The organism is Actinoplanes sp. NPDC048967, assembly GCF_040649415.1.
Classification (GTDB): Bacteria; Actinomycetota; Actinomycetes; order Mycobacteriales; family Micromonosporaceae; genus Actinoplanes.
The window spans coordinates 263,363-287,370 of the sequence record NZ_JBEZFL010000007.1; the positions used below are offsets into that span (position 1 = coordinate 263,363).

The window sequence follows — 24,008 nt, forward strand, 5'->3', positions numbered from 1 at the left end:
GCATTGCACCCATTCCTGCGGCCAGCCGCAGAGCGGCGCCTCGCCTGAACCTGCGTCCCAGCGGCAAAGCGGCATCGCACCCGGTCCTACGGCCGCCGCCGAGCGGTATGGCACCTGGGTCTGGGGTCAGCCGCGGAGCGGCCTCGTGCTTGGACCTCCTGGCCCAGCCGCAGAGCGGCATTGCACCCATTCCTGCGGCCAGCCGCAGAGCGGCGCCTCGCCTGAACCTGCGTCCCAGCGGCAAAGCGGCATCGCACCCGGTCCTACGGCCGCCCGCCGAGCGGTATGGCACCCGGGCCTCGGGTCAGCCGCGGAGCGGCCTCGCGCCTGGACCTCCGGGCCCAGCCGCAGAGCGGCATCATGCTTGGGCCTGCGGCCACCCGCGGCGCAGCGTTGCGCCTCGGCTGCAGCCAGCGCCTCCCGCCCCACCCGCCGGCCGTGAAACCTAGGAGCCGACGGGCTGCGCGTCATTCGATGAGCCTGCAGCGTCTGGCCCACCGCAAGCGGCGACCGGCAACATCGCCCGCGCGTCTGGCAGCGGTGGCGTCCAGCAGCCCGGCGCGCCGCGCAGACCTGGCGATGCACCAGCTGAAGCGCAGCGACCGCCGACCTACGCGCGTGCCTCAGCAGCGGCCGGTGCTCCGGCAACGTCCGGCAGGCCCGCGGCGTCGGGCAGGTCGGCAACCTCCGACGACGTCGAGCTTTCCATCCGGACCGCCGCGATGCCGCCCAGGATCAGCGCCCCGCCCACGAACTGCAGCGGTGTCAGCTTTTCGCCCAGCAGCAGCCACGCGAACATGGACGCCGACACCACCTCGAGCAGCCCGATGAACGACGCCAGCCGGGAGCCGAGGATGGCCGAGGCGGCGATTCCCGACGCGTACGCCACGGCCGTGCCGATGACCGCGACCACCAGCAGCGGCGCCCACCACGGCACGGTGGTGTCGAACAGTGACAGGTCGCCGTAGGTTGCCGTGAACGGCAGCAGGCCGGTTGTGCTGATCAGCGCCAGGACGACGCCGGCCAGCAGCAGGCCTGAGCCGGCCAGGGCGACCGGGGGCAGGCCGTCGGCCGGGCGGGCGGCGATGACGAAGTACGCCGCGCAGCCGATCGCCGCGCTGAAGGCGATGGCCAGGCCGATCGGGTCGACCGCTTGCAGGGCGCCGGGGCCGATCACCAGGACCAGGCCGCCGACCGCGAGCACCGAGCCCAGCAGGACCGTGGCCCGGGGCATGCGCCGGGTGGTCGCCCAGGCGAACGCGACCAGCAGCAGCGGCGCCAGGTATTCGATCAGCAGGGCCGTTGCCACCGGGATGCGCTGGATGGCGGCGAAGTAGGCGGCCTGGGTGAAGGCCACGCCGACCAGGCCCATGCCCAGCACCCGCCGGCGTGCCCGCCACAGTGCCGCCCATCGGCCGCGCAGCGAGAAGAGCACGAACGGCAGCAGGACCAGGCCCGCGGTGAGCGCCCGGGCGGTGACGGCCGCGACCGGTGACCAGCCCGCCTCCAGCATGGGCTTGATGAAGGCGCCGGACGTGCTGAATGAGACGCAGGAGATCAGGGCGGCGATGAGGCCCGTGGACATCGACGGCGTTTTCATGACAGCTCCCCGGGCTCGGTCTGTTCGTCATGGGCTAAATTGGCTTACGGTCCTGACGCTAGGCCGGTGTGAGTGAGGAGTCAAATTGCTTTTTGCCCCTGACACGGAGGAGTCGCTGGCCTTCGTCGTGGCCCTCGGCAACACCGCGGCCGGGGCGTCGCGCAGTGGTGACGACGAGCTCGTGACCGTTGATCAGCTCGCCGAGCTGCTGACCCGCTTCGCCTACACCGGGCGCCTCGACCATGACGAGGCGGAGCTGCGTGAGGTGCGGCAGGCCCGCGACCAGCTCCGGCGGGCGTGGACCCTCGAACGCGACGACGCCGTCGAGTCCGTCAACGGGATGCTGCGCGACGCGAACGCCCTGCCGTTTCTCACCCGGCACGATGCGCTGGACTGGCATCTGCACGCGACCTCGCCCGACGCGCCGCTCGCGGAACGCATCCGGGCCGAGGCCGCCCTGGCCCTCATCGACGTGATCCGGATGAACGAGATGCGCCGGTTGCGGGTCTGCGCGGCCGACGACTGCACCGGCCTGCTGCTCGATCTCTCCCGCAACGGTCTCAAGCGGTTCTGCAGCGTGCGCTGCGGCAACCGGATGAACATGATCGCCTTCCGGGAGCGGCGCTCGGGGACGGGCCGGTCGTCATGAATTCGGTTGCCGGTGATCGCGGGCAGCGCCTACTTTCAGTGCGCACCTCCCGGTGCGCAGGCGACGGCTACTTCCGCTCATAACGGGGAGACGCGGGTTCGAATCCCGCTACCGTCCTCGGACGGTTCGACCAGCGGCCCAGGTCACCTAGGCCCGCAAGGGCCAGTCTCCGTCGCCGATCTGATCTCGGGGGGCGCGACCAGCGGGCCCGCCCGGTGCGCAGGCAACGGCTACTTCAGGCTCCGTGCGGGGTTCGAATCCTCGTGGCCCTCGGGCCGTCAGCTCGACGGGAGCGGCGGAAAAGTCCGTCGCCGACCTCGAACTCGGGCGGGCCGGCTGGTCGCTTCTCCGGCCCGACGTCAGGGGGACGTGATGGCCAAGTTCAACCGACCGGCGAAGCCGGTGCAGACGGCGCAGGGCGCACCCGGTTTCCCGCGGGAGCCGCGCGCCGAGCTGTTCCTGCTCGGTGTCTCGCTCATGGTCGGTGAGGACACCTTCTACGAGGGCGCCGACGAGCGCGACCTGCGATTCCGTTCCCTCGTGGCCGAGGTGGCCGTGGCCGATCCGCAGTGGTTCGCCGGGTTCGTGCGGTGGCTGCGGTCCGCGGCGATGGTGCGGTCCGCCGCGGTCGTCGCCGCCCTGGAAGGCGCCCGCGCGCAGGCCGCCGCCGGCATCCCCGGCTCGCGGTCCATCGTGGACAGCGCCCTGCAGCGGCCGGACGAGCCGGGCGAGGCGCTCGCGTACTGGCTGGGCCGGTACGGCCGGTCGCTGCCCAAGCCGGTCAAGCGGGGCATCGCCGACGCGGTGGTACGGCTCTACCACGAGCGCAGCCTGCTCAAGTACGACACCGACGGCCGTCCGGTGCGCTTCGGCGACGTCATCGAGCTCACCCACCCGACGGCGAAGGACGAGCGGCAGGGTGAGCTGTTCCGGCATGCCCTGGACCGGCGGCACAAGCGGGACAATCCCGTACCGTCCGCGCTGACCCTGCTCACCGCCCGGGCCGGGCTGATGGCCCTGCCGGTGGAGCAGCGCCGTGGGGTCACCGACCCCGTGGTGCTGCACGCGGCCGGGATGACGTGGGAGGCGCTGGCCGGGTGGCGGCAGACGGCCATGGACGCGGCGGCCTGGGAGTCGATCATTCCGAGCATGGGTTACCTGGCATTGCTGCGGAACCTGCGCAACTTCGACCAGGCCGGCGTGAGCGACGCCGTGGCCGCCACGGTGGCTGCCCGGCTCGCCGACCCTGCTGAGGTCGCGCGGTCCCGGGCGCTGCCGATGCGGTTCCTGTCGGCGTTCAACGCGGCGCCGAGCCTGCGGTGGGCGTACCCGTTGGAGCAGGGCCTGCAGCAGGCGCTGGCGAACGTGCCGGCCCTGGGCGCACGGACCCTGATCCTGATCGACACCTCGGGGTCGATGACCAGCGGCTTCAGCCGGGACGGCACGCTGCGCTGCTGGGACGCCGCCACGGTCTTCGGTCTCGCGTTGAGCGCGCGGGCCGGGGACGCGACTGTGGTGTCGTTCTCCGACGACACCAGGGTGTTCCCGCGGGTGGCCGGCGAGTCGGTGCTGGCCGCGGTGCGCCGGTTCAAGGCGGACGGCTACTTCCTCGGCCGGGGCACGGACACCGAGCGGGCGGTCCGGCAGCACTACGCCGAGCATGACCGGGTGGTGATCCTGACCGACGAGCAGGCGCACTGGCACGGCGCTCGTGATGTCGCGGCCGCGGTGCCGGCGCGGGTGCCGGTGTACACGTGGAACCTGGCCGGCTACCGGGCCGGGCACACCCCGGTGGCCGGGAACAGGTTCACCTTCGGTGGCCTGTCCGACGCCGCGTTCTCGATGATCCCGCTGATCGAGGCCGGCGTCCGCGCGCAGTGGCCCTTCGCCCACCGGAATGACGACGGTGGGCAGCTGGATCAGCCGGTGGCGGCGGCGTAGCAGGCGCCGTAGCCGTCGGCGCGGGCCACGATCCGGCCCGCAGCGACCCGGACCGCGAACTCGGTCTCGTCGCTACGGGCCGGCTGTCCCGCGACAGGGGCGAGAGCGCCGTCGCTGCCGGACGGCAGTGCCGTGGCGGCGGTGCGAGCGTCGTCGCGGGCCGGCAGTCCCGCGGCGGCCGCGAGAGCACCGGTGTCGTCGTGCACGATCTGCAGGCTCGGCCGGGCCGAAGCCGGGAACGCGGCACGCAGGTCCGCCCGCAGCTCGGCGACGACCAGGCGCGCGAGCGGGGACACCTCAGGGGTGCCGGTGACCAGCGCGACGGTCACCTGCGCCCCGGCCGGTGCGGCCCGGACCGCTTCCTCGATCGCGCCGAGGCGGTGCATTCCCAGCACCGCGATCACGCCGTCGCGGTCCAGCCGGGCCGGCTCGGCGCGCAGGGCGTCCGGCAGCGCCGGGGGTGACCACGGCTCGTCGACCGTCTCGGCCGCGGGCACGTAGGGCAGGTGCGGCGGGCCCCAGTCGTCGTCCAGTTCCAGGCCGGCGAGCATCTCGCAGACCGTGACCATCGCGAAGGGCTCGCCGAAGCCCGGTGCCACCGCGGCGAGCCGGCCGGCGCCGTGCAGGGCCGTCAGGGCGGCCTCGGCGACCCGGACCATCCGCGGCGCGCCCGGCGGCAGATTCTCCAGCGCGAGCCCCAGCACGATCGCGGCCAGGTTGTTCAACTGGGCGTAGGCCTGGCGGGTCTCGCCGGCGAGGACCTCCGGGAGCAGGCCGAGCCGTTGCTTCTCGGTGGCCAGCGGGAGCCGGGTCAGCCGGGCCCGGGCGAAGTCGCCCAGGGCCGCCTTCGCGGTGCGGGCGGTCGGCGGGTACGGCGGCTCCGGCGCCTGCTCGGCGATGCCGGCCAGGACCGCGAGATACAGGGCCTGCCCAGGGAAGTGCGACCGGAGCGCGGCGCGGGTCAGCCCGGCCCGCTCGGCGATCAGGTCGAAGTCGGCATCGTGGTAGCCGCGCTCGGTGTATTCGGCGCGGGCGGCGGCCAGCGCCCGGTCGTGGTCCGGTGACGTCATGCCCGGTGCCAGCCCAGGGCCGGCCCGAGGGCACCCGCGATGTCGGTGAGGATCTGCACGTAGTCATCGTGACCGAAGGTGAACGGCAGGGCGAACGCCACCTCGTCGATCTCCCGGAACGCCGGGTGCGCGTAGAGCCGTTCGGCGATCTCGGCGGCCGGGCCGACCAGGTCCGGAGCGAACATCATCCGGGCCGGTCCCTGCGGCGTGGCGGTGCGCGGGGTGCGCTTGCGGGCGTACTCCTGGTATCGGGCCCGCTGGTCGGCGGTCGCGTTGTCGGTCGGGATGACCACCAGGCCCTGCGAGACCCGGGCGCGGTCGCCGTCGGGGTGGTGGGCGCGGAACTCGCGGATGTGCGACAGCTGGATCTCGGCGAAGTCTGTCGACTCCTCCGCCTTCACCACGCTGCTGGTCAGAAAGTTCATGCCGTTCTCGCCGGCCCAGCGGGCCGAGCGCAGGCTCGCACCGCCGTACCAGAGGCGCCGGGCCAGGCCCGCGGCGTGCGGCTGGACCCGGTCGGAGAACACCTCGAAGCCCTCGACGCCGCTGAAGTCGGTGGCCGGTTCGCCCCGGATGAAGCCGAGCAGCCGGCGTACGCGCTCGTAGCTGAAGTCCTCGGCGTCCGCGGTGTCCGGGTAGAGCGCACCTTTGACCTGCTCGTAGTGCATCGGCGGCCCGACGCTGAGGCCCGGGTTGAGCCGGCCGCCGGACAGGATGTCGACCGTGGCCAGGTCCTCGGCCAGCCGCAGCGGGTTCTCCCAGCCCAGCGGGATGACCGCGGTGCCGAGCTCGATCCGGGTGGTGCGCTGGGTGGCGGCGGCCAGCACGGCGACCGGGGAGGAGATGCCGTACTGCAGGTGCCGGTGGCGGACCCAGGCGCTGTCGAAGCCCAGCCGCTCGCCCAGCTCGATGATCTCCAGGGTCGACTCGTGGCCGGCGCGCGGATCGTCGCCGTCGAACAGGCCGATGGTCAGGAAGCCCAGCTTGCGCAGCGGGGCCGACGGAACGGGCACGGCGCTTCTCCTCGGCAGGCGACTCACCTGATCTTGCTGCGTACGGCCGCATTCGCCAAGCGCCCATTGACTTTACATCGATGACAATGTTTATTGTTCAGCGTCTTACCTATTAAGGTCGTCCCCACCGGCGCCTCCGTTCCGCAAGGAAGGTCCCCCGCATGAAGCGCCGTTCCACGCTCCTCGCCGTCCTGACCTCCGCCGCCGTGGCGGGCACGTTCGGTGTCCTCGGTATCACCGGCGCCGACGCTGCCGCGCTCAACCCGGCGGTCGCCCCCGGCGGCAACTTCAACCTCGGTGTCTGGAGCCTGCAGCTGCCCTCCGGTTCGCCGGGCTCACCCACCACCATCCCCCCGTCGCAGCTCAAGGGGGCCAACGGCTACACCAACCCGGCGTACTTCTTCACCGACAAGACCGACGGGTCGATGACGTTCTGGGCCCCGGAGAAGGGCGTGACCACCCCCAACTCCAAGTACGCCCGCTCCGAGCTGCGCGAGATGAACGCCAACGGCAGCGCGGCCGACTGGCGGCTGGCCGGCTCGCACAAGCTCACCGCCAACCTGCGCATCCCGCACGTGACCAAGAACGTGTGCGTCGGCCAGATCCACCTCGGCTCGGGCGGCCCGTCGACCAAGCCCCTGGTCGAGCTGTACTACCGGCCCAACGGCGACATCTACTTCGGTACGGAGATCTCGCCGGCCGGCGGTCAGGACGTACGCAAGGTCGGCAACGTCCCGCTCGGCACCCGGTGGGACTACACCATCGCGGTGTCCGGCGGTAACCGGGTCAACCTGACCATCAACGGCACCACCACGAGCTACGCCATCCCGTCGTCGTTCAACCCGTACGGGATGTATTTCAAGGCCGGCTCGTACAACCAGTCCTCGTCCGACAGCACCTCGAACGGGGCCAAGGTGAAGTTCTACACGCTGACTGTGACGCACGGCTGATTGTGCCCGGGGCAGCTCGGGGCATAGTGATCGGTTGTGACGGACACACCAGCGCCGAGCTGCCCCACCTACACCCGGCTGTACGAGGCCGGGGAGGTGGTGGCCGAGGGTTTCGACCCGCACGAGATCGCCGACCAGCTGCAGGCGCACCCCAAGGCGGTGCTGTGGCTGGACCTGTTCGACCCGGACGAGAACGACCTGCTGGCCGTCGCGGCCGAGTTCCGGCTGCACCCGCTGGCCGTCGAGGACGCCGTGCACGACCACCAGCGGCCCAAGGTCGACCGCTATCCGGGTCACCTGTTCATGAACGTCTACGCCGTGCACGTCGACACCGCGGCTCCCGGTCCGGCGATGCACAAGACCGAGATCAGTTCCTTCATCACCGAGCGGGCGCTGATCACCGTCCGCAAGTCGCAGAGCGACCTCACGCCGCTGATCCGCCGCTGGGACGCCGACGCGGGGCTGGCGCCGGAGGGCGGTGTCGGCTTTCTCGTCTACGGCCTGCTCGACGTCATCGTGGACGGCCACTTCGCGGCCGCCCGCCTCCTCGACGAGGCGATGGACAAGACCGAGGACGACATGCTGGAGGAGGGCGGCGCACCGCGCAGCGTGCGGATGTACGGCTTCGCGCTGCGCAAGACGCTGGCGGCGTTGCGCCGGCCGGTCGCGCCGATGGCCGGGCTCATCGCCGACGTCATGCGGGCCGACACCGGGATGGTCGTCGAGCACCTGGAGCCGTACTACCGCGACGTCGACGACCACGCGCGGCGGGCCATCGAGACCATCGACAGCGCCCGGGACCGGATCAACGGACTGCTCGAGGCGGACCTCAACGAGCAGAGCAACGCGCTCAACGACGTGACCCGCAAACTCGCCGCCTGGGCCGCGATCATCGCCGTGCCGACGGCCCTGACCGGCTTCTTCGGACAGAACGTGCCGTACTGGGGTTACGAGAAGTTCTGGGGCTTCCTGCTGAGCCTGGGAATGATCGTCGGGTCGGCGGCGGGACTGTATCTGTATCTGAAGCGGCGCGGGTGGTTGTGACATCGCGTACCCTGCCCGTGGATCTTCAACGGGGGAGGGCTCGATGGTCGCGCTGGTGCTCGGAGCTGTCCGCGCCCGTACCGCGCAGGTCCTGACCGTCCTGATCCTCACCGCCCTGATCGCCGCCGTGGCGGCCGCCGGCCCCTGGTACGCGATCGCCGCTTCCTCCCGCGCCGCCGACGGTGACGTCGCCGCGGCTCCGGCGGGCCAGCGCATGCTCTCCGTGCGGCAGAACGCCGAGACCGACGGCGCGCCGCAGCCCGCGCTCGACACCTTCCGGGCCACCGTCGACCGGCTGCTGCCGATCGCCGACCTGCGGCCGGTGCTCGGCATGACGGTGGCGCTGACCGCCGACCGCGGTGACGCCAGCCCGACGATGTCGATCAGCTACCGCGAGGAGTTCTGCACCCACGTCTTCCTCACCGGGCCGTGCCCGGCGGCCCCGGGTGAGGTGGCCATCAGTCAGGACACCGCCGAGCAGCTCGGCCTGGCGCCCGGCGGCAAGCTGGTGCTGCGCGCCTCGCAGGACACGGTGCCGATCGAGCTGCGGATCGTCTCGCGCTACGTGGTGACTGATCCGGCCGGCGAGTACTGGAGCAACAAGCTGTTCCGGGCCAACGGCGGTCTGGAGCCGGCGTTCACCCCGGTCGGGACCTTCACCGCGGACGGGCTCGCCGATCCCACCCTGACCTACGACGTGGGTGTGCCGCAGGCGCTGATCCGCGGGGACGACGGCTACAACCTGGCCGCTGTCGTCCGCGGGGCGGAGGCGGACTTCGACGCGGCCGGGCTGCGCCTGGTCAACCCGACCGCGGAGCTGCTGCGCACGATCGCCGGGGACCGGCGCACGATCCGCGAGGCCGTCGCCGTCGCGCTCTGCCAGGTGCTGGTGCTCGGCCTGTTCGCGATCGGGCTGGCCGGCCGCTACACCGGCCGCGAGCGGCGCGGTGACGCCGCCCTGCTGAAGCTGCGCGGCAGCACCCGGCGCGGCATGCTGTGGCTGGCCCTGGGCCAGCACGTGGTGCCGCTGCTGGCGGGTGCGCTGATCGGGGCGCCGCTGGGCTTCCTCGCCGCCCGGCTGCTGGCCGGCCCGGTGCTCGGCCCCACCGACCGGCTGGGGGCGTTCGGCCTCTCCGCCGCGGCGGTGGGCCTGGTCGTCGCGGGCGGCCTGCTCGTGCTGTTCGCGGTGGAGGCGGCCGTGCTGCGGCTGCCGGTCGGACAACTGCTGAGCCGGGTCTCCGCCGGCCGCCGGGACTGGCGGGCCGACGTCATCGACCTCGTGCTCATCGCTGTGGCGGTCGGTGCCGCGTACCAGGTCCGGGCCGGGCGCAGCACCGGCGGCCTGGCGCTGGTCGCGCCCGCGCTGGTCGCCCTCGCGGTGGCGCTGCTGCTGGCCCGGTTGTTCGGCCGGATCGCCGATCGCGGCGGCAGTGCCGCCCTGCGCGCCGGCCGGCTGCGGCTCGGCCTGGTGGCCGCGCAGACCGCCCGCCGGCCCGGCGCCCACCGGGTCTTCGCCCTGATCGCGGTGGCGGTCGCGGTCTTCACCGGTACGGCGGGCAGCTGGTCGGCCGGCCGCGAGGCGCGCACCCAGCGCAGTGCGGTCGAGCTGGGCGCCCCCCGGGTGCTCACCGTGCAGGCCACCAACCGCACCGCCCTGCAGCACGCGGTCCGGGCCGCCGACCCGGGTGGCACCCAGGCGATGGCCGTGGTGATCAACCGCGACAGCATCCCGCCGGTCGTGGCCGTCGACAGCTCCCGGCTCGCCGCGATCGCCGCGTGGCGCGGAGAGTACGGCCCGCCGGACGCCCTGAGTGCGGCGACCCGCGCCACCCCGTTGCCGCCCGCCGTGATGGTCACCGGCAGCCGGCTGACCCTGCGGGTACGCAACGCCGACAGCCAGCCGGTCGTGGTCACCGCCGTTCTGCAGCACGAGGCGACCGGCGTGAGCCGTACCGTCGACTTCGGACCGGTCGCCCCGGGTGAGCACCGGGCCCGCGCCCGGGTCAGCGGCTGCACCGCGGCGCCGGGATGCCGGCTGGTCCGCTGGCAGCTGTCGTCGCCGGCCGGTAGTGACGGCCGGCTCGGCCTGCCGTCCAGCAGTGCCGCGGTGACCATCCGCGGCCTCTCCCAGCAGGAGCCGTCCGCCGAGGTCCTGGACAAGGCCGCGCTGGGTGACCCGCGGCGGTGGCGCCCCGACTTCTCGGCCGCGGCGATGGACGTCTTCGCCACGGCGGGCACGCTCACCCTGCGGATGGACCGCAACGAGACCGGCAGCAACTCGCCACCCGGCAACCGGGTGTTCGCCGTGGACGCCGCATTGCCGCTGCCGGTCGTGATGGCCGGGCCGCAGCCACCGGCCTGGCAGTTCAGCGACGCGGTCGTCTACGCGTTCGGCGGTTCGCCCGTCCGGGTCCGGGTGGCCGGCACCGCGCCGGTGCTCCCGGTGGTCGGCGGGGCCGGGGTGCTGGTGGACCTCGACACCGCCCGGCGGATCGCGGCCGACTCGGATCTCGGTGGCACGTACCAGGTCTGGCTGGCTTCGGACGCGCCGCAGTCGGTGCTCACGGCGCTGCGGGCCGGCGGCCTGACCGTGCTCGACGACGCCACGGTGGCCGAGCAGGCCGGCCGGCTGGAGGACCAGGGCACCGCTGTCGGCGCGACCTTCGCCATGCTGGCCGCGATGGTCGGCCTGCTGCTCGCCGCGGCGGCCGTCGCGGTGGCCGCGGCCGTCGAACGCGGCCCGCAGCTCGATCAGCTGTCCGCGCTGCGGCTGCAAGGTCTGCCGCTGCGCACGGCCGTCACCATCGGGTACGCCGGCAGCGCCGCCCTGGTGGTCGCGGGTCTGCTGGCCGGTCTACTGGCGGCGGCCGTGGCCCGCCCAGCCGTGGGGGTCACCGTGCGGCCGTTCACCGACGACTGGACGTTGATTCCACCGCCGGGCGCGCTCGCGCCGGGCGCCCTGCTCGCGGCCGGGCTGCTCGCACTGCTCACCCTCGGCGTGACCAGCTGGCTCGCCGTCCGCCCGCTGGTTCGTGACCTGCACGGGAGCAGCCGATGATGGCCCTGGTCCTGGCGATGGTGTGGAGCCGGCGTGGCCAGGCCCTCACCCTCGCGCTGCTCGCCATGGTCAGCGTCGCCGCCGCGGTCGCCGCGCCGGCGTACGTGCAGGCCGCCGACCGGGCCGTCGCCGCCGGTCAGGTCGAGACCTCCTTGCCCCGGGAACGCAGCCTGCAGGTCAGCAAGATCGAGGATGCGCGGTCCGGGGAGGGTGACAGCCTCAGCTTCACCAATGTGGGCCCGGCTCTGGTCGCGTTCCCGGGCTTCAGCAACGTCTTCTCGGCCGAGTATCCGACGCTGGGCATCGAGCCGGACGTGAAGCTGCGGTCCCGGTTCGTCTACCGGCAGGACGTCTGCAGCCACCTGAGCATCGTGGCCGGGCGGTGCCTCATCGGTGAGGGCGAGGTGGTCATCGGCGAGCAGACCGCGCGGCGGCGGTCACTGGCGCCCGGTGACGCCATCGAGCTGACGTACGCGGAGTTCAGCCAGGATCCGCGGACCCCGCGCTTCGAGCCGAAGGGGCAGCCCAAGCGGGTGACCGTGGTGGGCACGTACCGGGTGCCCGACCCCACGGCGGTGTACTGGGGCACGCACGGCTATTTCGCCGCGGATCCCGGACCGCGCGCGGGGGAGCCGGTGTTCGCCGACTCCGCCACGCTGTCCACGATGGACCACGGCAAGACGCAGCTCTCCATCGACAGTGCCGCCGGGCCGGACGCCCTGGACGTCGACAAGCTCGCCGGGGTCCAGGCCGCGCTGGACGGGCTGCGGGACATGACCATCAAGATCGGGGCGCCGATCCTGACCGAGACCGGCATCCCGGACCTGCTCGCGCGGATCGAGGCCGGTCGCGCCGCGGCCCGGGTGATCGTGCCGGTCATCGCCGTACCCCTGGTCCTGCTCTCCTGCTTCGTCATCTTCCTGGCGGTCGGGTACGGCACCGAGGGCCGCCGCCCCGAGCTGGCCGTCGTGGCGCTGCGCGGCGCGCGCTGGTGGGAACGCTGGTGGCTGGCCACCGGCGAGAGCCTGGTCGCCATCGTGCTCGGCGCGTTGGTCGGTTGCCTGGCCGGGCAGCTGCTGGTGAACGCCATCGCGGCCGCGCGGTTCCCCGGGGTGGGCGTCGCCCCGGCCTTCTCCTCGCTGCGGTACGCCCCGCTGGCCGCGCTCGCCGCCGTCCTGGCCGCCCTGCTGGCCCAGCGCCGGCAGCTGCTCAGCCCGGTCTCGGCGTTGCTGCGCCGGCTGCCCGTCACCGGCCGCCGCCCGCCCGTCCTGGACCTGACGGTGGCCCTGCTGGCGATCATCACCGGGGTCCAGCTCAACCTGTCCGGCGACCCGACCGGGGCCGGCCTGTTCGCGCCGGCCCTGATCGTCTTCGCCTTCGCCCTGGTGGTGGGCCGGGCCCTGCTTCCGGTCGTCACCCGTTTCGCGGTTCGCGCGCTGCGCCGCGGCCGGCTCGGTGTGGCGCTGGCCGGCCTGCAACTGTCCCGCCGCTCCGGCGCCCGGGGCTTGTTCGCGATGCTGGTCGCGGCCGTGGCCGTCGCCGGTTACGCGGCCTGCGCCGCCGACGTGGGCGCCCGCGACCGGGCCGTGCAGGCGACCCTGGGCACCGGCGCCGACCGGGTCCTGACCGTGGAACCCGGCACCCCGCAGCAGCTCCTCACCGCCGTACGGGCAGTCGACCCGGAAGGCGCGTTCGCGATGGCCGTCGCCCGCACCCCGGGCAGCGGCGTCGGCGAGCCGCCCGGTCTCGCCGTGGACAGCACCCGGCTGGCCACCGTGGCCAACTGGGCCGGCGGGCCCGACGCCGCCGAGGTGGCCCGGGCGTTGCGCCCGGCCGCCCCCGAGCCGATCGTCATCCCCGGCCGGGACCTCAACGTCAGCGTCACCGCCAGCGGGCTCGAGGACAGCCCGCCGTTGCGGCTGACGGTCACCGTCACCTCGGTGACCGGCCTGGGCTCGGCCAACGTCGCGTTCGGCCAGCTCCAGGACGGCCCCTACACGTACGGGCAACGGGTGCCGGTGTGCCGGGCGGGCTGCCGGGTCGACGGCCTCCAGATCACCGTCATCGGCGGGACGAACGGGGTCCGGTGCCGGCTGATCCTGACCGGACTGGGCAGCATCAACCCGGTCCGGGCGGCGTTGCCGGCCGCCGAGCTCGCCGACGTGAAGCGCTGGCGGATGCCGCGGTTCGGGACGCTCACCGCTGTCCCCGCGGGCCTCCAGGTCGATCTCGACGCGCCGGGCGGGCTGCCCGACGGCGCCTGGATCCAGCCGGCGGACACGCCCTCGCCGCTGCCGGTGGCCGGGGCCGGGCGCAGCACCGACGACACGATCACCGGCCTGGACGGGCAGCTGGTGCCGGTCACCCGGATCGCCGACCTGCCCGCCGTGCCCCGGCTCGGCCGGCGCGCGACGGTGTCCGACCTGGAATACCTGGACCGCTACGCCACCGCCGCGACCACCACGACGCTGCCCGAGGTCTGGCTGTCCGCGGCCGCGCCGGCCGACACCCTCGACCGGCTGGCCGCGCAGGGTCTGGTCGTCACCGCCGACACCCGGGCGTCAGTGGTGCGCGCCCAGCTCGATGAGCAGGGACCCGCGCTGGCGCTGTGGTTCTACGTGCTCGCCGGGTGCCTGGCGACCCTGCTGGGGGCCGGGGCCCTGATCCTGGCCGCGGCCGTGGACCGGGCGCGGCGGGTGCAGGACCTGTCCGCGTTGCGTGCCCAGGGGCTCAACCGGCGGGCGGCGGGGCAGGCGACACTGTGGACGTACCCGATCCTGGCAGTCATCGCCGTGCTCGCCGGCCTGGGCATCGCCCTGGCCGGCTGGGGACTGACCGGCTGGACCCTGCCGTTGGCCGGGATCAAGCCGGCGCCGTTGCCGTTCGCCGACTGGCCCCGGCCGCTGGTGCTGGCCGCGGCCGGGCTGGCGATGCTGATCGTGCTGGCCGGGGTGGCCCTGCTGACCGGCCGGGACCTGCGGCGCCGGGTGCGTGCCGCCGGGGTGAACGAGGGAGAGGGCCGATGAGGACGCTGACGGTGGACGCGGCGCAGGTCGCGTACGGCGACGGGGTGCCGGTGCTGCGGGACGTGACCGTGACGGTGCGCCCCGGCGAGATCCTGGCCGTGACCGGTCCGTCCGGGGCGGGCAAGACCACGCTGCTGGCGGCGATGGCCGGCCTGCTGCCGCCGGCCGCCGGCCGGGTGCTGGTCGACGGCGGTGAGCTCAAGGACCGTGATCAGGGCGTCGCGCTCGGCGTGGTGCTGATCCCACAGGAGAACGGGCTGGCCGCGATCCTCACCGCGGCCGAGAACATCGCGGTCGCCGTGATCGCGACCGGTGGCACCCCGGCCGACGCGCGGCGCGGCACGGCGGAGTCCCTCGAACGCGTCGGCCTGGCCGGGCAGGCCGACCAGCTCGTCGACGAGCTGTCCGGGGGCCAGCAGCAGCGCGCCGCGATCGCCCGCGGGCTGGCCCTGCGCGGCGACGTGCTGCTGGCCGACGAGGTGACCAGCGAGCTGGACGCGGCCAACCGGCAGAAGGTGATCGAGCTGCTGCGCGCTGAGGCGGTGCGGGGCGCGGCGGTGGTCTTCGCCACCCACGACCCGGAGGCGGCCGCCGCCTGCGACCACGAACTGCACCTGGCCGACGGCGAGGCGACCTTGGTGCGCTGAGCCGGCTCAGCTGCCGGGTGTCCTCAGGTACGCGTCGAGCGCGGCCGCGCCGGACAGCATCGCTCTGCCGCGGGCCGTCAGCCGTGCCCGCCACTCGCTCATCGTCGCTTGCAGGGGCTCGGGTCCGCCCGCCGTCCGTACCTGCTCCAGCACCTGGGCGATCCGGGCCAGCCCGTGCCCGCCGCGGCGCAGCTGGTGGGCCAGCAGCACGTCCCGTACGTCGGCGGCGGTGTAGACGCGGTAGCCGGTGTGCGGATCGCGGCGGGGCGTGATCAGGCCGGCGCGCTGCCACTTGCGTAACGTGGCCGGCCGGATGCCGAGCCGGTGCGCGAGCGGACCGATGAACGTCTCACCCGGCGCCGGTGCGGCCGGTGGGGCCAGGCCGCTCAAGGCGAGGTCCACCGCTTCCAGCGTGCGGCGGTCCTCGGCCAGCTGCGCGTGGCTGCCGTCGATCAGGCGCAGCGCTTCCTCGACCGCGCTCTCGTTCACCGCCCGCATGATCGCGGTGGCGGTCGCGTGGCCGTGGGCGGGGATCAGAGCGAGGAAGGTCCGCAACGCCGCGGCGTGGCGTGGGACGTAGACGCGGTAACCCGACGGTGAGCGCCCGGCCGGCGGGAGGATGCCCGCTTCCTCGTAGTTGCGCACCGCCTGGGTGGACAGGCCGTGCTCCCGGGCCAGGTCGATGGGTCGAAGCCGCATTCCGGCGAAGTTTACACAAAAAGTTCAACGATACTGTTGATGGGCATGACGACCTCGATCCGGGACGCCGCCCGGCCCTTCACCGCTGAAGCTCTCACCGCGCTGGTGCGTCCCGGCACCCGCCTGCTCGCCCTCGGTGAGCCCACCCACGGCGTCGAAGCCTTCCCGGAGCTGCGCAACGAGCTCTTCCGCCACCTGGTCACCCACGAGGGCTACCGCTCGATCACCATCGAGAGCGACTGCCTGGCCGGCCTGGCCGCCGACGCGTACGTCACGGACGGCACCGGCTCCCTGGACACGGCGCTGAGCCGGGGTTTCAGCCACGGCTTCGGTGCCTCACCGGCCAACCGCGAGCTCCTGCGCTGGATGCGCGCCTACAACAAGGAGCGGTCCCGGCCCGAGCGGCTGCGCTTCTACGGCTTCGACGGTCCCCTGGAGGTCACCGGACCGGCCGGCCCCGGTCCCGCCGTGACCGCCCTCTACGACTACCTCGCGGGCCATCTCGACCTGCCCTGGAGCCGCGAGCACCTGGACGGCCTGCTGGGGGCGGACGGGCGCTGGTCCGACCCGGCCGCCACCATGGACCCGGCCCGGTCGGTCGGCCGCAGCCCCGAGGCCCGGGAGCTGCGCCTGATCGTCGACGACCTGCGCGTGCTGCTCAGCACCCACGCTCCTCACCTGACAGCCGCCACGTCGGCCGACGACTGGTGGAGGGCTGACCTGCACGGCCGTACGGCGGCCGGACTGTTGCGCTACCACGCCGGGATGGCCGACCCCGCACCCACCCGAGTCAACACGCTGATGGGCCTGCGCGACACGATCATGGCCGGCAACCTGGCGGCCGTCGTCTGCCGGGAACGGCGGCGCGGGCCCACGCTGGCCTTCGCCGGCCTCCGGCACCTGCAACGCGACCAGAGCTTCCTGCACTTCGCCGGCCTGCCCCTGCGATGGTGGAGCGCGGGGGCCATCGCCGCCACCCGCCTCGACGGCGAGTACGCCTTCGCCGCCACGACCTTCGGCACCCGCGGCTCCGACGTCCCGCCGCCCGACACTCTCGAAGGTGTGCTGTCGACCCTGCCGTACGCCCGCGCCGTCATCGATCCCGGCCGTCTCGCCGCGGCCCTGGACCGCGAACTGACGCCGCGGGTGCCGCGCGACCACACGTACCTCTCCCTGGACCCGGCGACGATCGACCAGATCGACGCCATCGTCTTCCTCAGCAGCATCGGATGATGGACCCATGCTGCGGAAGATTGACTGCGTGATGGTGCGGGTGCCCGAGCTGACTCCGGCGGTGGAGTTCTACACCCGCGTGTGGGGCCTGACGCCGCTGTGGCGCGACGAGACGTCGGTCGGGATGGGCCTGCCGGAGACCGACGCCGAGGTCGTCCTGCACACGATGGAGCTGCCGGACGACCGCGGCGTGCACTACCTGGTGGACGACGTGGCCCAGGCCGTGCTGACGGGCCGGCAGGCCGGGTGCACCGTGCGGGAGCCGCCGTTCGAGGTGGCCATCGGCTGGTGCGCCGTGCTGGAGGACCCGTTCGGGAACACGCTGTGCCTGCTGGACATGAGCAAGGGGCCGCGACCCGCTCTCAGCTGACGGCCTGGCGCACGAGGGCGTCGACCCGGGCCTCGGTGTCGGGCGTCAGCTCGGTCAGGGCGAAGTAGGTCGGCCACAGTGTGCCGTCGTCGAGCCGGGCCTCGTCGCTGAAGCCGAGCACCGCGTACCGGGTCTTGAACTTCGCCGCGCTCTGGAAGAAGCAGACCACCTTGCCGTCGCGGGCGTAGGCCGGCATCCCGTACCAGAGCTTCGCGGTGAGGGCCGGCGCGGCGGCCTTGATCAGCACGTGCAACCGCTCGGCGAGGGCGCGGTCGGACTCCGCCATCTCGGCGATCTTCTCCAGCACCGGGCCCTCGGTGTCGGCCTTGGCCCCCCGCTTGGTGCTCGCCCGGAGCTCCTTGGCGCGCTCCTTCATCGCGCCGCGCTCCTCGTCGGTGAAAACGCCGGTGGTCTTCGTGGTGGTCGGCATGTCAGTTTCCTCTCGGTGTCCGGTCATCGCGGGCCGGCCTGCTGGCGGGTCGGCACGGTGAGCCGGGTCACCGCCTCGGTCAGCGCCAGGGCGGCGCGTTCCTCGTCGCTGAACCAGGTGGTCGCCCGCCAGGCGGCGACTGCGTGCAGTTGTGCTGTGCTCGCCCCGTACCGCTGGGCCCGGTGCACTCCCTCGGCCACGCCGGGGCCGCAGCCGTTGATCTGGCTGGCCCGCAGCCGGCTCAGCGCCAGCAGCTTGCCGTCCAGCCCGGCCCGGGCGACGGCCGCGTCGACGGCCGTCAGGGCCGTCATCGCCGCGGGGAGCAGGACCGCCGGGTTCGGCATGCGCTCGGTCGGCATCGGGTCTCCTTCCGTCTCCGTCGTCGGCGTTCCCGACAGGAGCCATCCGAGCATCGGCAGGCCGGGCAGCGCCCGGCGCGTGGGACACCGTGGGACACCCCGGTGCGACGTGAGCTGCGGAAACGCGTCGCTGATCCGGGGCCGCGGGGCGGGACGGTACGGTGTTTCAGGTGTCCAGCCCCCAGGAACAACTGGTGGTCCAGCTCGCCCGGATCAAGGAGCTGAGCGGGCTCAGCCTGCGCGCTCTGGCCGCCCGGTCGGGGCTGAGCAGCTCGTCCCTGTCGCGGTATCTGACCGGCCGTCTCGTGCCGCCGTGGGACACCGTCGTGGCGCTGTGCCGGGTCGTGGGCCGCGATCCCCGGCCGCTGCGCGCGGTGTGGGCGGAGGCGGCGAAGGCGGGTGCGGCGCCCGTGCCACGCCGCAACGATCTGCCGGCCGACCTGTTCGACTTCACCGGGCGCGAGACGGAGTGTGCCCTGGTCGAGGAGCTGCTCCGTACCGTGGGTGCGGTTGTGGTCGACGGCATGGCCGGCGTCGGCAAGACCAGCCTGGCCGTGCACGTGGCCCATCGGCTCGCCGCCACCTACCCGGACGGCGGTCTCTACCTCGACCTGCAGGGTTTCACCCCGGGTCAGCAGCCGCTGGATCCGCCGGCCGCCCTGGGCCGGCTGCTGAACGCGCTGGACGTCAGCCATCCGCCGGCGGGCGCCGCCGAACGCGCGGCGCTCTGGCGCTCGGAGCTGTCCCGCCGGCGGGCGCTGGTCGTGCTCGACAACGCGGTCGACGCCGAGCAGGTACGCCCGCTGCTGCCGGGCGCGGGCCGGTCGAGGGTGTTGATCACCAGCCGCCACCGGCTGGTCGACCTGGACGGGGTGCCGCCGGTGTCACTGGAACCGCTGGCCGCTGGTGACGCGGCGGAGCTGTTCGGCCGGGCGGCCGGGCTCGCGCTCACGGAGGAGGCCGGGATCAACCAGGTTCTGCAGCAGTGCGGCGGGCTCCCGCTGGCGCTGCGGATGGCGGGCGCGCGGCTACGACATCGTCCCGGATGGACAGTGTCGGTGCTGGCCGAGCGGCTGCGCGACACCGCCGGCCGCTTCGACTCCGCGTTCGGCATGTCGTTGCACCAGCTCGACGCGGTCCAGCGGCGGATGTTCCGGCTGCTGGGCCTGCTGCCCGGCGCCGACTTCGACGCGGCGGTGGCCGGCGCGCTCACCGACCTGCCACCTGACCGGGTCGGCGCGGTGCTGGAGGAGCTGATCGACGCCCACCTGATCCAGGAGCCCGCGCCCGGGCGGTATCGGATGCACGACTTGATCCGGCAGTACGCGGCCGACCTCGCGGCAGCGGAGGAGCCGCAGGCCGGGGCCGCCCAGCGCCGGGTCCTGCGGCACTATTTGGCCCAGGCGGTCGCCCACGACCGGACCCTGCCCGCGCCGCACCGCCGCGAACCGGCACCGGGCGACCCGGCCAAGGCGATGGCCTGGTTCGAAGCCGAGTACGTCAACCTGGTCGCCGCCTTCGACGCGGCCGTACGGCTCGGCCTGGACGAGGTGGTGGCTGAGTTACCACAGGCCCTGCGGGTCTGGTTCTTCCGGCACCGCGGGACCGACGACCAGGTACGCATGCTCGAAGCCGCTGCGGCCGCCGCCGCGAGACTCGGCCGCCACCAGCAACGGGCCGCTCTGCTGGCCGACCTCGGCTACGCGCGGGCCGCCGCCGGACGCCTCACCGAGGCGCTCGCCGCGTACGAGCTGGCGGAGCAGTCCGGGCCGGACGACGACCTCGCGGCCGGCCTGGCGCTGCGCATCGGGTTCGCGCGCCGGGACTCCGGGGACCTCGAAGCGGCGCAGGCGCAACTCCGGCGGGCCCGGGAGCTGTTCGAGAAGCTCGGGCACCGCGCCGGGCAGGCGCAGGCAATGGCCGTCGAGGGCTGGGTGGCCGCGAAGCTCGGGCGGCACCGCGAAGCCGTCGAGCTCGCGCGGGCCTCGGTCGCCCTGGCGGACGGACCCGGCCGGATCACCGGACTGGTCACGCTCGGCATTGCGCCGGCCGGGCACGACCCGGCGGAGTCACTACGGGCGCTGCACGACGCGCTGCGGCTCGCGGAGGAGCACAACCTCCGGCACAACCAGGCGTGGTGCCACAACGCTCTCGGTGTGGCGCTGCGGGTCATGGGCCGGCCCGAGGAGGCGCTCGACCATCACCGGCGGTCGTTCGAGCTGCTCGAACCGCTCGCCGAGGTGCAGGTGGAGATCGACTGCCTTCATGCGTACGCGGAGACCTGCCGGGCGCTGGGACGTGTCGAGGAGGCCGTGACGGCGCTGGACCGGATCATCGCGCTGGCCGGTGAGCTGGGCCGCCCGTACGACGAGGAGCTGGCCCGTACCGCCCGGGAAACGTTGCGCTGATCAGACGGCCGGGCGCCACCAGTCGTCGAGGGGTGTCACGGGCAGTGCCCGCTTGTGGCGGGTCGCCTGGTAGATCGCCTCGATCCTCGCGGCCACGTCCGGAGCGACGTCGGCGCCCTCGAGGTAGTCGTCGATCTGGTGGTAGGTCAGGCCCAGCGCCTCCTCGTCGGGCCGGGCCGGGCGGTCGTCCTCGAGGTCGGCAGTCGGCACCTTCTCCCAGACGCTGGCCGGGGCGCCGAGCTCCCGCAGCAGGGCCGCGCCCTGGCGTTTGCTCAGGCCGGTCAGCGGCGTGATGTCGACGCCGCCGTCGCCGTACTTGGTGAAGAAACCGGTGACCGCCTCCGCGGCGTGGTCGGTGCCCACGACGAGCAGGTTCAGCTGCCCGGCGATCGCGTACTGGATCACCATCCGTTCCCGGGCCTTGATGTTGCCGCGGACGAAGTCCCGCAGCCGCGGCTCGGCACCCGGCAGCTCCTTCAGCCCGAGCGCGGCCTCGGCCGCGACGGCCTCCGCGCCGGGCCGCACGTTCACCGTGACCGACCGGTCGGGCCGGATGAACTCCAGGGCGATCAGCGCGTCATGCTCGTCGGCCTGCACGCCGTGCGGCAGCCGCACCGCGACGAACGTGGCCGTCCGCCCCTCGGCCCGCAGCTGCTCGGTGGCCAACTGGCACAACCGGCCCGCGAGCGTGCTGTCCTGCCCGCCGCTGATCCCCAGCACGAAGCCCTCGCCCGGAGTCGAGCGCAGATAGTCCTTGAGGAAGCCGACCCGCTGCCGGATCTCCTGGGCGGGCTCGATCACCGGTCTGACCCCGAGCTCGGCCAGGATCTGCTGCCGTAGGTTCGCCATGCCCGCACTGTACTGAACCGAAGATCCGCTGCGGTCAGGAAGTGACCGCAATGGTGGGCAGGATGTCCTCATGACATCAACGTGGAAGATCGAGCTCATTCCCGTACCGGTGACCGACGTCGACCGGGCCAAAGCGTTCTACCAGCGGATCGGCTTCAACGCCGACCACGACCACCGGGTGCACGAGGGCCTGCGGTTCGTGCAGCTCACCCCGCCCGGCTCGGCGTGTTCGATCGCGCTCGGCGACGGCATCACCGAGAAGGTGCCGGGCACCCAGGAGATCCAGGTGGTGGTGCCCGACGCCGACGCCGCCCGCCGGCAGCTGCTGGACGCGGGCGTCGAGGCCAGTGACGTCGACGTGCAACCGTGGGGCAACTTCGTCCACTTCAAGGACCCCGACGGCAACAGCTGGGCGCTGCAGGCCGTGGCGCCGCGGGCGAACGGCTGACCTCGTCCGGATCAGGGCTGCAACAGGGCGGCCCGTTCGCGGTCGAGGGTCGCCAGCCGGTTGTGCTTCATGATGCTGGTCAGCCCGCCCCCGCCGAGGAACGTGTCGGCGGTGGACCAGCTGTCGGCCGACCCGAGCAGCTCGTTCGCCTCGGTCAGGGCCTGCGCGGCGGCCCGGGCCGCGGACTCGGCCTCGGTCAGCTCCTTGAGCTCGGCGCACAGCCGGCCGCGTTCCTCGGCCAGCTCGTTCAGCCGGCCGGCCGGGCCGGTGCCGCTCGTCCGCAGCTGTCGCTCCTTCTCGGCGAGCAGCGCCGCGTACGTGCCGGGAGCCGTCGAGGTGGCCATCAGCCGTGCCTCGATCTGGGCGAGCTGGGTCCGGAGGGTGTCGAGCTGGTCCTGGGCCTGGGCCACCCGGTAGTACGCGGCTTCTGCCTCGGCCCTTTCCCGGTCCAGGGCCTGCTCGCGGGAGCCGCGCAGGTCGGCCAGCAGCCGGGTCAGCGAGAGGTTCTCCAGGCGGTCCACGTCCCGCTGCTCGATCGCGTGCCGGCGGCGCAGGGCGTCGACGTCCGAGGTCAGCCGGGTGATCGCGGCGGTGATGCCGGCCCGGCGGGAGGCGAGCAGCTCACGTTCGCGGAGGTCGGCGGCGAGCCGGGCGAGATCCTCGTCCATACGTCCCAGCAAACCCGAGGCGCGCAAGCGGCGGTGGCGAACGGCTCGCGCGGTGGCGCGGAATGCACGTCGTGGACCGTCATGCGGATGCGGCATTACTGCGGACATTGCTGCCGATGGGCGCTATCGACTACGAGAGGCAGGCCTCTTTCGAGCAAACTTTTCGCCGCTGCCGTGCATCTCGGCCAGATCGATCTATTGTGCTAGCGTGCCCTGGTTCTCGTGACGTTCCGCTACGGCACGTTGAGCACACGCTGTTGCCGGCAAGTCACTCCCGGAATTGGTCGCCGCGGCAATCGGGAGTTCTTATTCTGTGTCTGGAAAGGGCGAGGCAAGTGGAAATCATTCGCCGGCTCGGCGTACCGCCGAGCGAACGAGGCAGTGCCACCAACGGTACTTGCCCGGACATCTTCGAACTGAGTGACGGCAATTTCGCGGTCATCGGGACGGACATGACCACCGAGCTCGCGGGAGAGCTTCCCTCGGACGCGGCGGTCGCCGGATACGAACGCATCGTGATGGTGAGTCGCGCCACCCTGGTCGCGGCCCGCAAGGACATCCCACTCAATTGAGGCTCAGGCGGCCTCAGGGGCGTGCGGGTCGTCATCGGCTCGGTCCCGGCCGTCGCCGTTCCCGCCGGTCGGGCGCAGATCTTTCACCGATCCGTGGGTTGGATCCCGGCGTGCGGCTATGACCGCCTCGTACTCGTGCCACAGCTCGTCGACCTTCTGCGCGAGTCGGTACTCGTCGGTGCCGGGTACCAGGGACATCCGCGCTCGTGCGGACGCTCGCCAGTAGTCCCGGATGATGGGGCTGGTGAAGAGGTAGCGCATCGTGCCGAGCACGTCCTCATCGCTGTGGCCGCCCACCCTCATCCAGGTCTGCTGGAACTGATAGATGATGTTGGCGTAGAGGTACTGGCGGTTCTGTGTCGTGGTCAGCCCCGGCTGGAAAGGCGGCCACACCTCGGCGAGCTGCGGATCGTCGATGGCGAGCTTGAGTATGTCGAGATGGAGTTGGCCGCGACCGGCCTCAGCCGTTCGCTGCAACTCGGCGTGACTGCGCAACAACAGCTGATGCTGCCGCTCGAGGTCGTCGCGGCCGGCCCGCAGTTCGCGGAATTGCACGCGGCTCGTGACGACCAGGTAGGCAAGAGCCAGGCCGCTGATGAGCGAGCTCAGCACGCCGAATGCCTGCCCGACATTGCTGAGCTTGTTCCAGAAGGTCGCATCGCCCTGCTGGCCGAGCAGTGCTGCCACTCCGACCCCGGCTAGGAGCGTCACGCCGGTGAGAACCGTGACGGCCAGACACCACTTGATGATTCGAGTCGCGCGGAGTGGCCTGGCGCCGGCGCTTGAGCGATCGACCTCTGCCATGATCTCGTCCTCCGGCGCCTCGCATCCGAGGCGGCTGACGCTGTTTCTCCATTCACATGATGCGGCACGTGAAACGAATTCGCCACCTCGAGTTGAAAGGGCATCAACAGCAAGTCCAATACCCGCTGTCCGGTCCTGCGAGGCGCCTTTTCGCAGTATTGGTCCGGACG

Annotated in this window: 21 protein-coding genes; 12 read left to right on the plus strand and 9 right to left on the minus strand. The window is 72.9% G+C overall.

What is annotated here, in order from left to right:
- Positions 1-610: 610 nt before the first annotated feature.
- Positions 611-1,600 (minus strand): DMT family transporter, encoded by a 990-nt coding sequence (locus tag AB0C12_RS29450; protein ID WP_360553085.1) that lies wholly within the window; start codon positions 1,598-1,600, stop codon positions 611-613.
- An 85-nt stretch (positions 1,601-1,685) separates the two neighbouring features.
- On the opposite strand from AB0C12_RS29450, the gene AB0C12_RS29455 reads away from it, so the two are divergent.
- Positions 1,686-2,249, plus strand: coding sequence for a CGNR zinc finger domain-containing protein (locus tag AB0C12_RS29455; protein ID WP_360553086.1), 564 nt, complete (start codon positions 1,686-1,688; stop codon positions 2,247-2,249).
- Between the two features lie 372 nt (positions 2,250-2,621).
- The gene (locus AB0C12_RS29460) at positions 2,622-4,190 is read left to right on the plus strand and encodes a TROVE domain-containing protein (protein WP_360553087.1); all 1,569 of its coding nucleotides are present in this window, start codon (positions 2,622-2,624) and stop codon (positions 4,188-4,190) included.
- Here the strand turns inward: AB0C12_RS29460 and AB0C12_RS29465 are convergent.
- Positions 4,169-5,260, minus strand: coding sequence for a helix-turn-helix domain-containing protein (locus tag AB0C12_RS29465; protein ID WP_360553088.1), 1,092 nt, complete (start codon positions 5,258-5,260; stop codon positions 4,169-4,171). The two genes, AB0C12_RS29460 and AB0C12_RS29465, sit on opposite strands and share 22 nt — an antisense overlap.
- Positions 5,257-6,273, minus strand: coding sequence for an LLM class flavin-dependent oxidoreductase (locus AB0C12_RS29470; RefSeq protein ID WP_360553089.1), 1,017 nt, complete (start codon positions 6,271-6,273; stop codon positions 5,257-5,259). Before AB0C12_RS29470 ends, AB0C12_RS29465 begins: the two co-directional genes overlap by 4 nt.
- 161 nt (positions 6,274-6,434) lie before the next feature.
- On the opposite strand from AB0C12_RS29470, the gene AB0C12_RS29475 reads away from it, so the two are divergent.
- Genes AB0C12_RS29475 through AB0C12_RS29495 form a run of 5 tightly spaced genes read left to right on the plus strand, consistent with a single transcriptional unit; the run spans position 6,435 to position 14,998 of the window.
- Positions 6,435-7,223: a polysaccharide lyase family 7 protein gene (locus AB0C12_RS29475; protein WP_360553090.1), complete on the plus strand. Its 789-nt coding sequence runs from the start codon at positions 6,435-6,437 to the stop codon at positions 7,221-7,223.
- Between the two features lie 36 nt (positions 7,224-7,259).
- Complete coding sequence (locus tag AB0C12_RS29480; RefSeq protein WP_360553091.1) at positions 7,260-8,267, plus strand: magnesium transporter CorA family protein; 1,008 nt, start codon at positions 7,260-7,262, stop codon at positions 8,265-8,267.
- Between the two features lie 43 nt (positions 8,268-8,310).
- Complete coding sequence (locus tag AB0C12_RS29485) at positions 8,311-11,325, plus strand: FtsX-like permease family protein (RefSeq protein WP_360553092.1); 3,015 nt, start codon at positions 8,311-8,313, stop codon at positions 11,323-11,325.
- The gene (locus tag AB0C12_RS29490; RefSeq protein ID WP_360553093.1) at positions 11,322-14,351 is read left to right on the plus strand and encodes an FtsX-like permease family protein; all 3,030 of its coding nucleotides are present in this window, start codon (positions 11,322-11,324) and stop codon (positions 14,349-14,351) included. Before AB0C12_RS29485 ends, AB0C12_RS29490 begins: the two co-directional genes overlap by 4 nt.
- The gene (locus tag AB0C12_RS29495) at positions 14,348-14,998 is read left to right on the plus strand and encodes an ATP-binding cassette domain-containing protein (protein ID WP_360553094.1); all 651 of its coding nucleotides are present in this window, start codon (positions 14,348-14,350) and stop codon (positions 14,996-14,998) included. The genes AB0C12_RS29490 and AB0C12_RS29495 overlap by 4 nt, the downstream gene beginning before the upstream one ends.
- A gap of 6 nt (positions 14,999-15,004) precedes the next feature.
- Here the strand turns inward: AB0C12_RS29495 and AB0C12_RS29500 are convergent, their stop codons facing one another.
- Positions 15,005-15,697 (minus strand): TioE family transcriptional regulator, encoded by a 693-nt coding sequence (locus tag AB0C12_RS29500; protein ID WP_360553095.1) that lies wholly within the window; start codon positions 15,695-15,697, stop codon positions 15,005-15,007.
- Positions 15,698-15,742: 45 nt separating this feature from the next.
- On the opposite strand from AB0C12_RS29500, the gene AB0C12_RS29505 reads away from it, so the two are divergent.
- On the plus strand, positions 15,743-16,930 hold the full coding sequence (locus AB0C12_RS29505; RefSeq protein ID WP_360553096.1) for an erythromycin esterase family protein: 1,188 nt from the start codon (positions 15,743-15,745) through the stop codon (positions 16,928-16,930).
- A gap of 7 nt (positions 16,931-16,937) precedes the next feature.
- The gene (locus AB0C12_RS29510; protein ID WP_360553097.1) at positions 16,938-17,300 is read left to right on the plus strand and encodes a VOC family protein; all 363 of its coding nucleotides are present in this window, start codon (positions 16,938-16,940) and stop codon (positions 17,298-17,300) included.
- Here the strand turns inward: AB0C12_RS29510 and AB0C12_RS29515 are convergent.
- Both AB0C12_RS29515 and AB0C12_RS29520 read right to left on the minus strand, forming a co-directional pair.
- The gene (locus tag AB0C12_RS29515) at positions 17,293-17,730 is read right to left on the minus strand and encodes a DUF1801 domain-containing protein (RefSeq protein WP_360553098.1); all 438 of its coding nucleotides are present in this window, start codon (positions 17,728-17,730) and stop codon (positions 17,293-17,295) included. The two genes, AB0C12_RS29510 and AB0C12_RS29515, sit on opposite strands and share 8 nt — an antisense overlap.
- A gap of 23 nt (positions 17,731-17,753) precedes the next feature.
- Entirely contained in the window at positions 17,754-18,089 is a 336-nt protein-coding gene (locus tag AB0C12_RS29520) for a carboxymuconolactone decarboxylase family protein (RefSeq protein ID WP_360553099.1), read from the minus strand.
- Positions 18,090-18,259: 170 nt separating this feature from the next.
- On the opposite strand from AB0C12_RS29520, the gene AB0C12_RS29525 reads away from it, so the two are divergent.
- Positions 18,260-20,497 (plus strand): tetratricopeptide repeat protein, encoded by a 2,238-nt coding sequence (locus AB0C12_RS29525; RefSeq protein ID WP_360553100.1) that lies wholly within the window; start codon positions 18,260-18,262, stop codon positions 20,495-20,497.
- Here AB0C12_RS29525 and nadE read toward each other — a convergent pair whose 3' ends face one another.
- A complete protein-coding gene (nadE, locus tag AB0C12_RS29530) occupies positions 20,498-21,346 on the minus strand; it encodes an ammonia-dependent NAD(+) synthetase (RefSeq protein ID WP_360553101.1) in 849 nt (282 codons plus the stop codon).
- Between the two features lie 70 nt (positions 21,347-21,416).
- Here nadE and AB0C12_RS29535 point away from each other — a divergent pair, with 70 nt between their 5' ends.
- Positions 21,417-21,794, plus strand: coding sequence for a VOC family protein (locus AB0C12_RS29535; RefSeq protein WP_360553102.1), 378 nt, complete (start codon positions 21,417-21,419; stop codon positions 21,792-21,794).
- Positions 21,795-21,805: 11 nt separating this feature from the next.
- On the opposite strand, the gene AB0C12_RS29540 is transcribed toward AB0C12_RS29535, so the two are convergent.
- The gene (locus AB0C12_RS29540; RefSeq protein WP_360553103.1) at positions 21,806-22,462 is read right to left on the minus strand and encodes a hypothetical protein; all 657 of its coding nucleotides are present in this window, start codon (positions 22,460-22,462) and stop codon (positions 21,806-21,808) included.
- A 335-nt stretch (positions 22,463-22,797) separates the two neighbouring features.
- On the opposite strand from AB0C12_RS29540, the gene AB0C12_RS29545 reads away from it, so the two are divergent.
- On the plus strand, positions 22,798-23,034 hold the full coding sequence (locus AB0C12_RS29545) for a hypothetical protein (protein WP_360553104.1): 237 nt from the start codon (positions 22,798-22,800) through the stop codon (positions 23,032-23,034).
- A 3-nt stretch (positions 23,035-23,037) separates the two neighbouring features.
- On the opposite strand, the gene AB0C12_RS29550 is transcribed toward AB0C12_RS29545, so the two are convergent.
- Positions 23,038-23,838: a DUF6082 family protein gene (locus AB0C12_RS29550; protein WP_360553105.1), complete on the minus strand. Its 801-nt coding sequence runs from the start codon at positions 23,836-23,838 to the stop codon at positions 23,038-23,040.
- Positions 23,839-24,008: the final 170 nt, after the last annotated feature.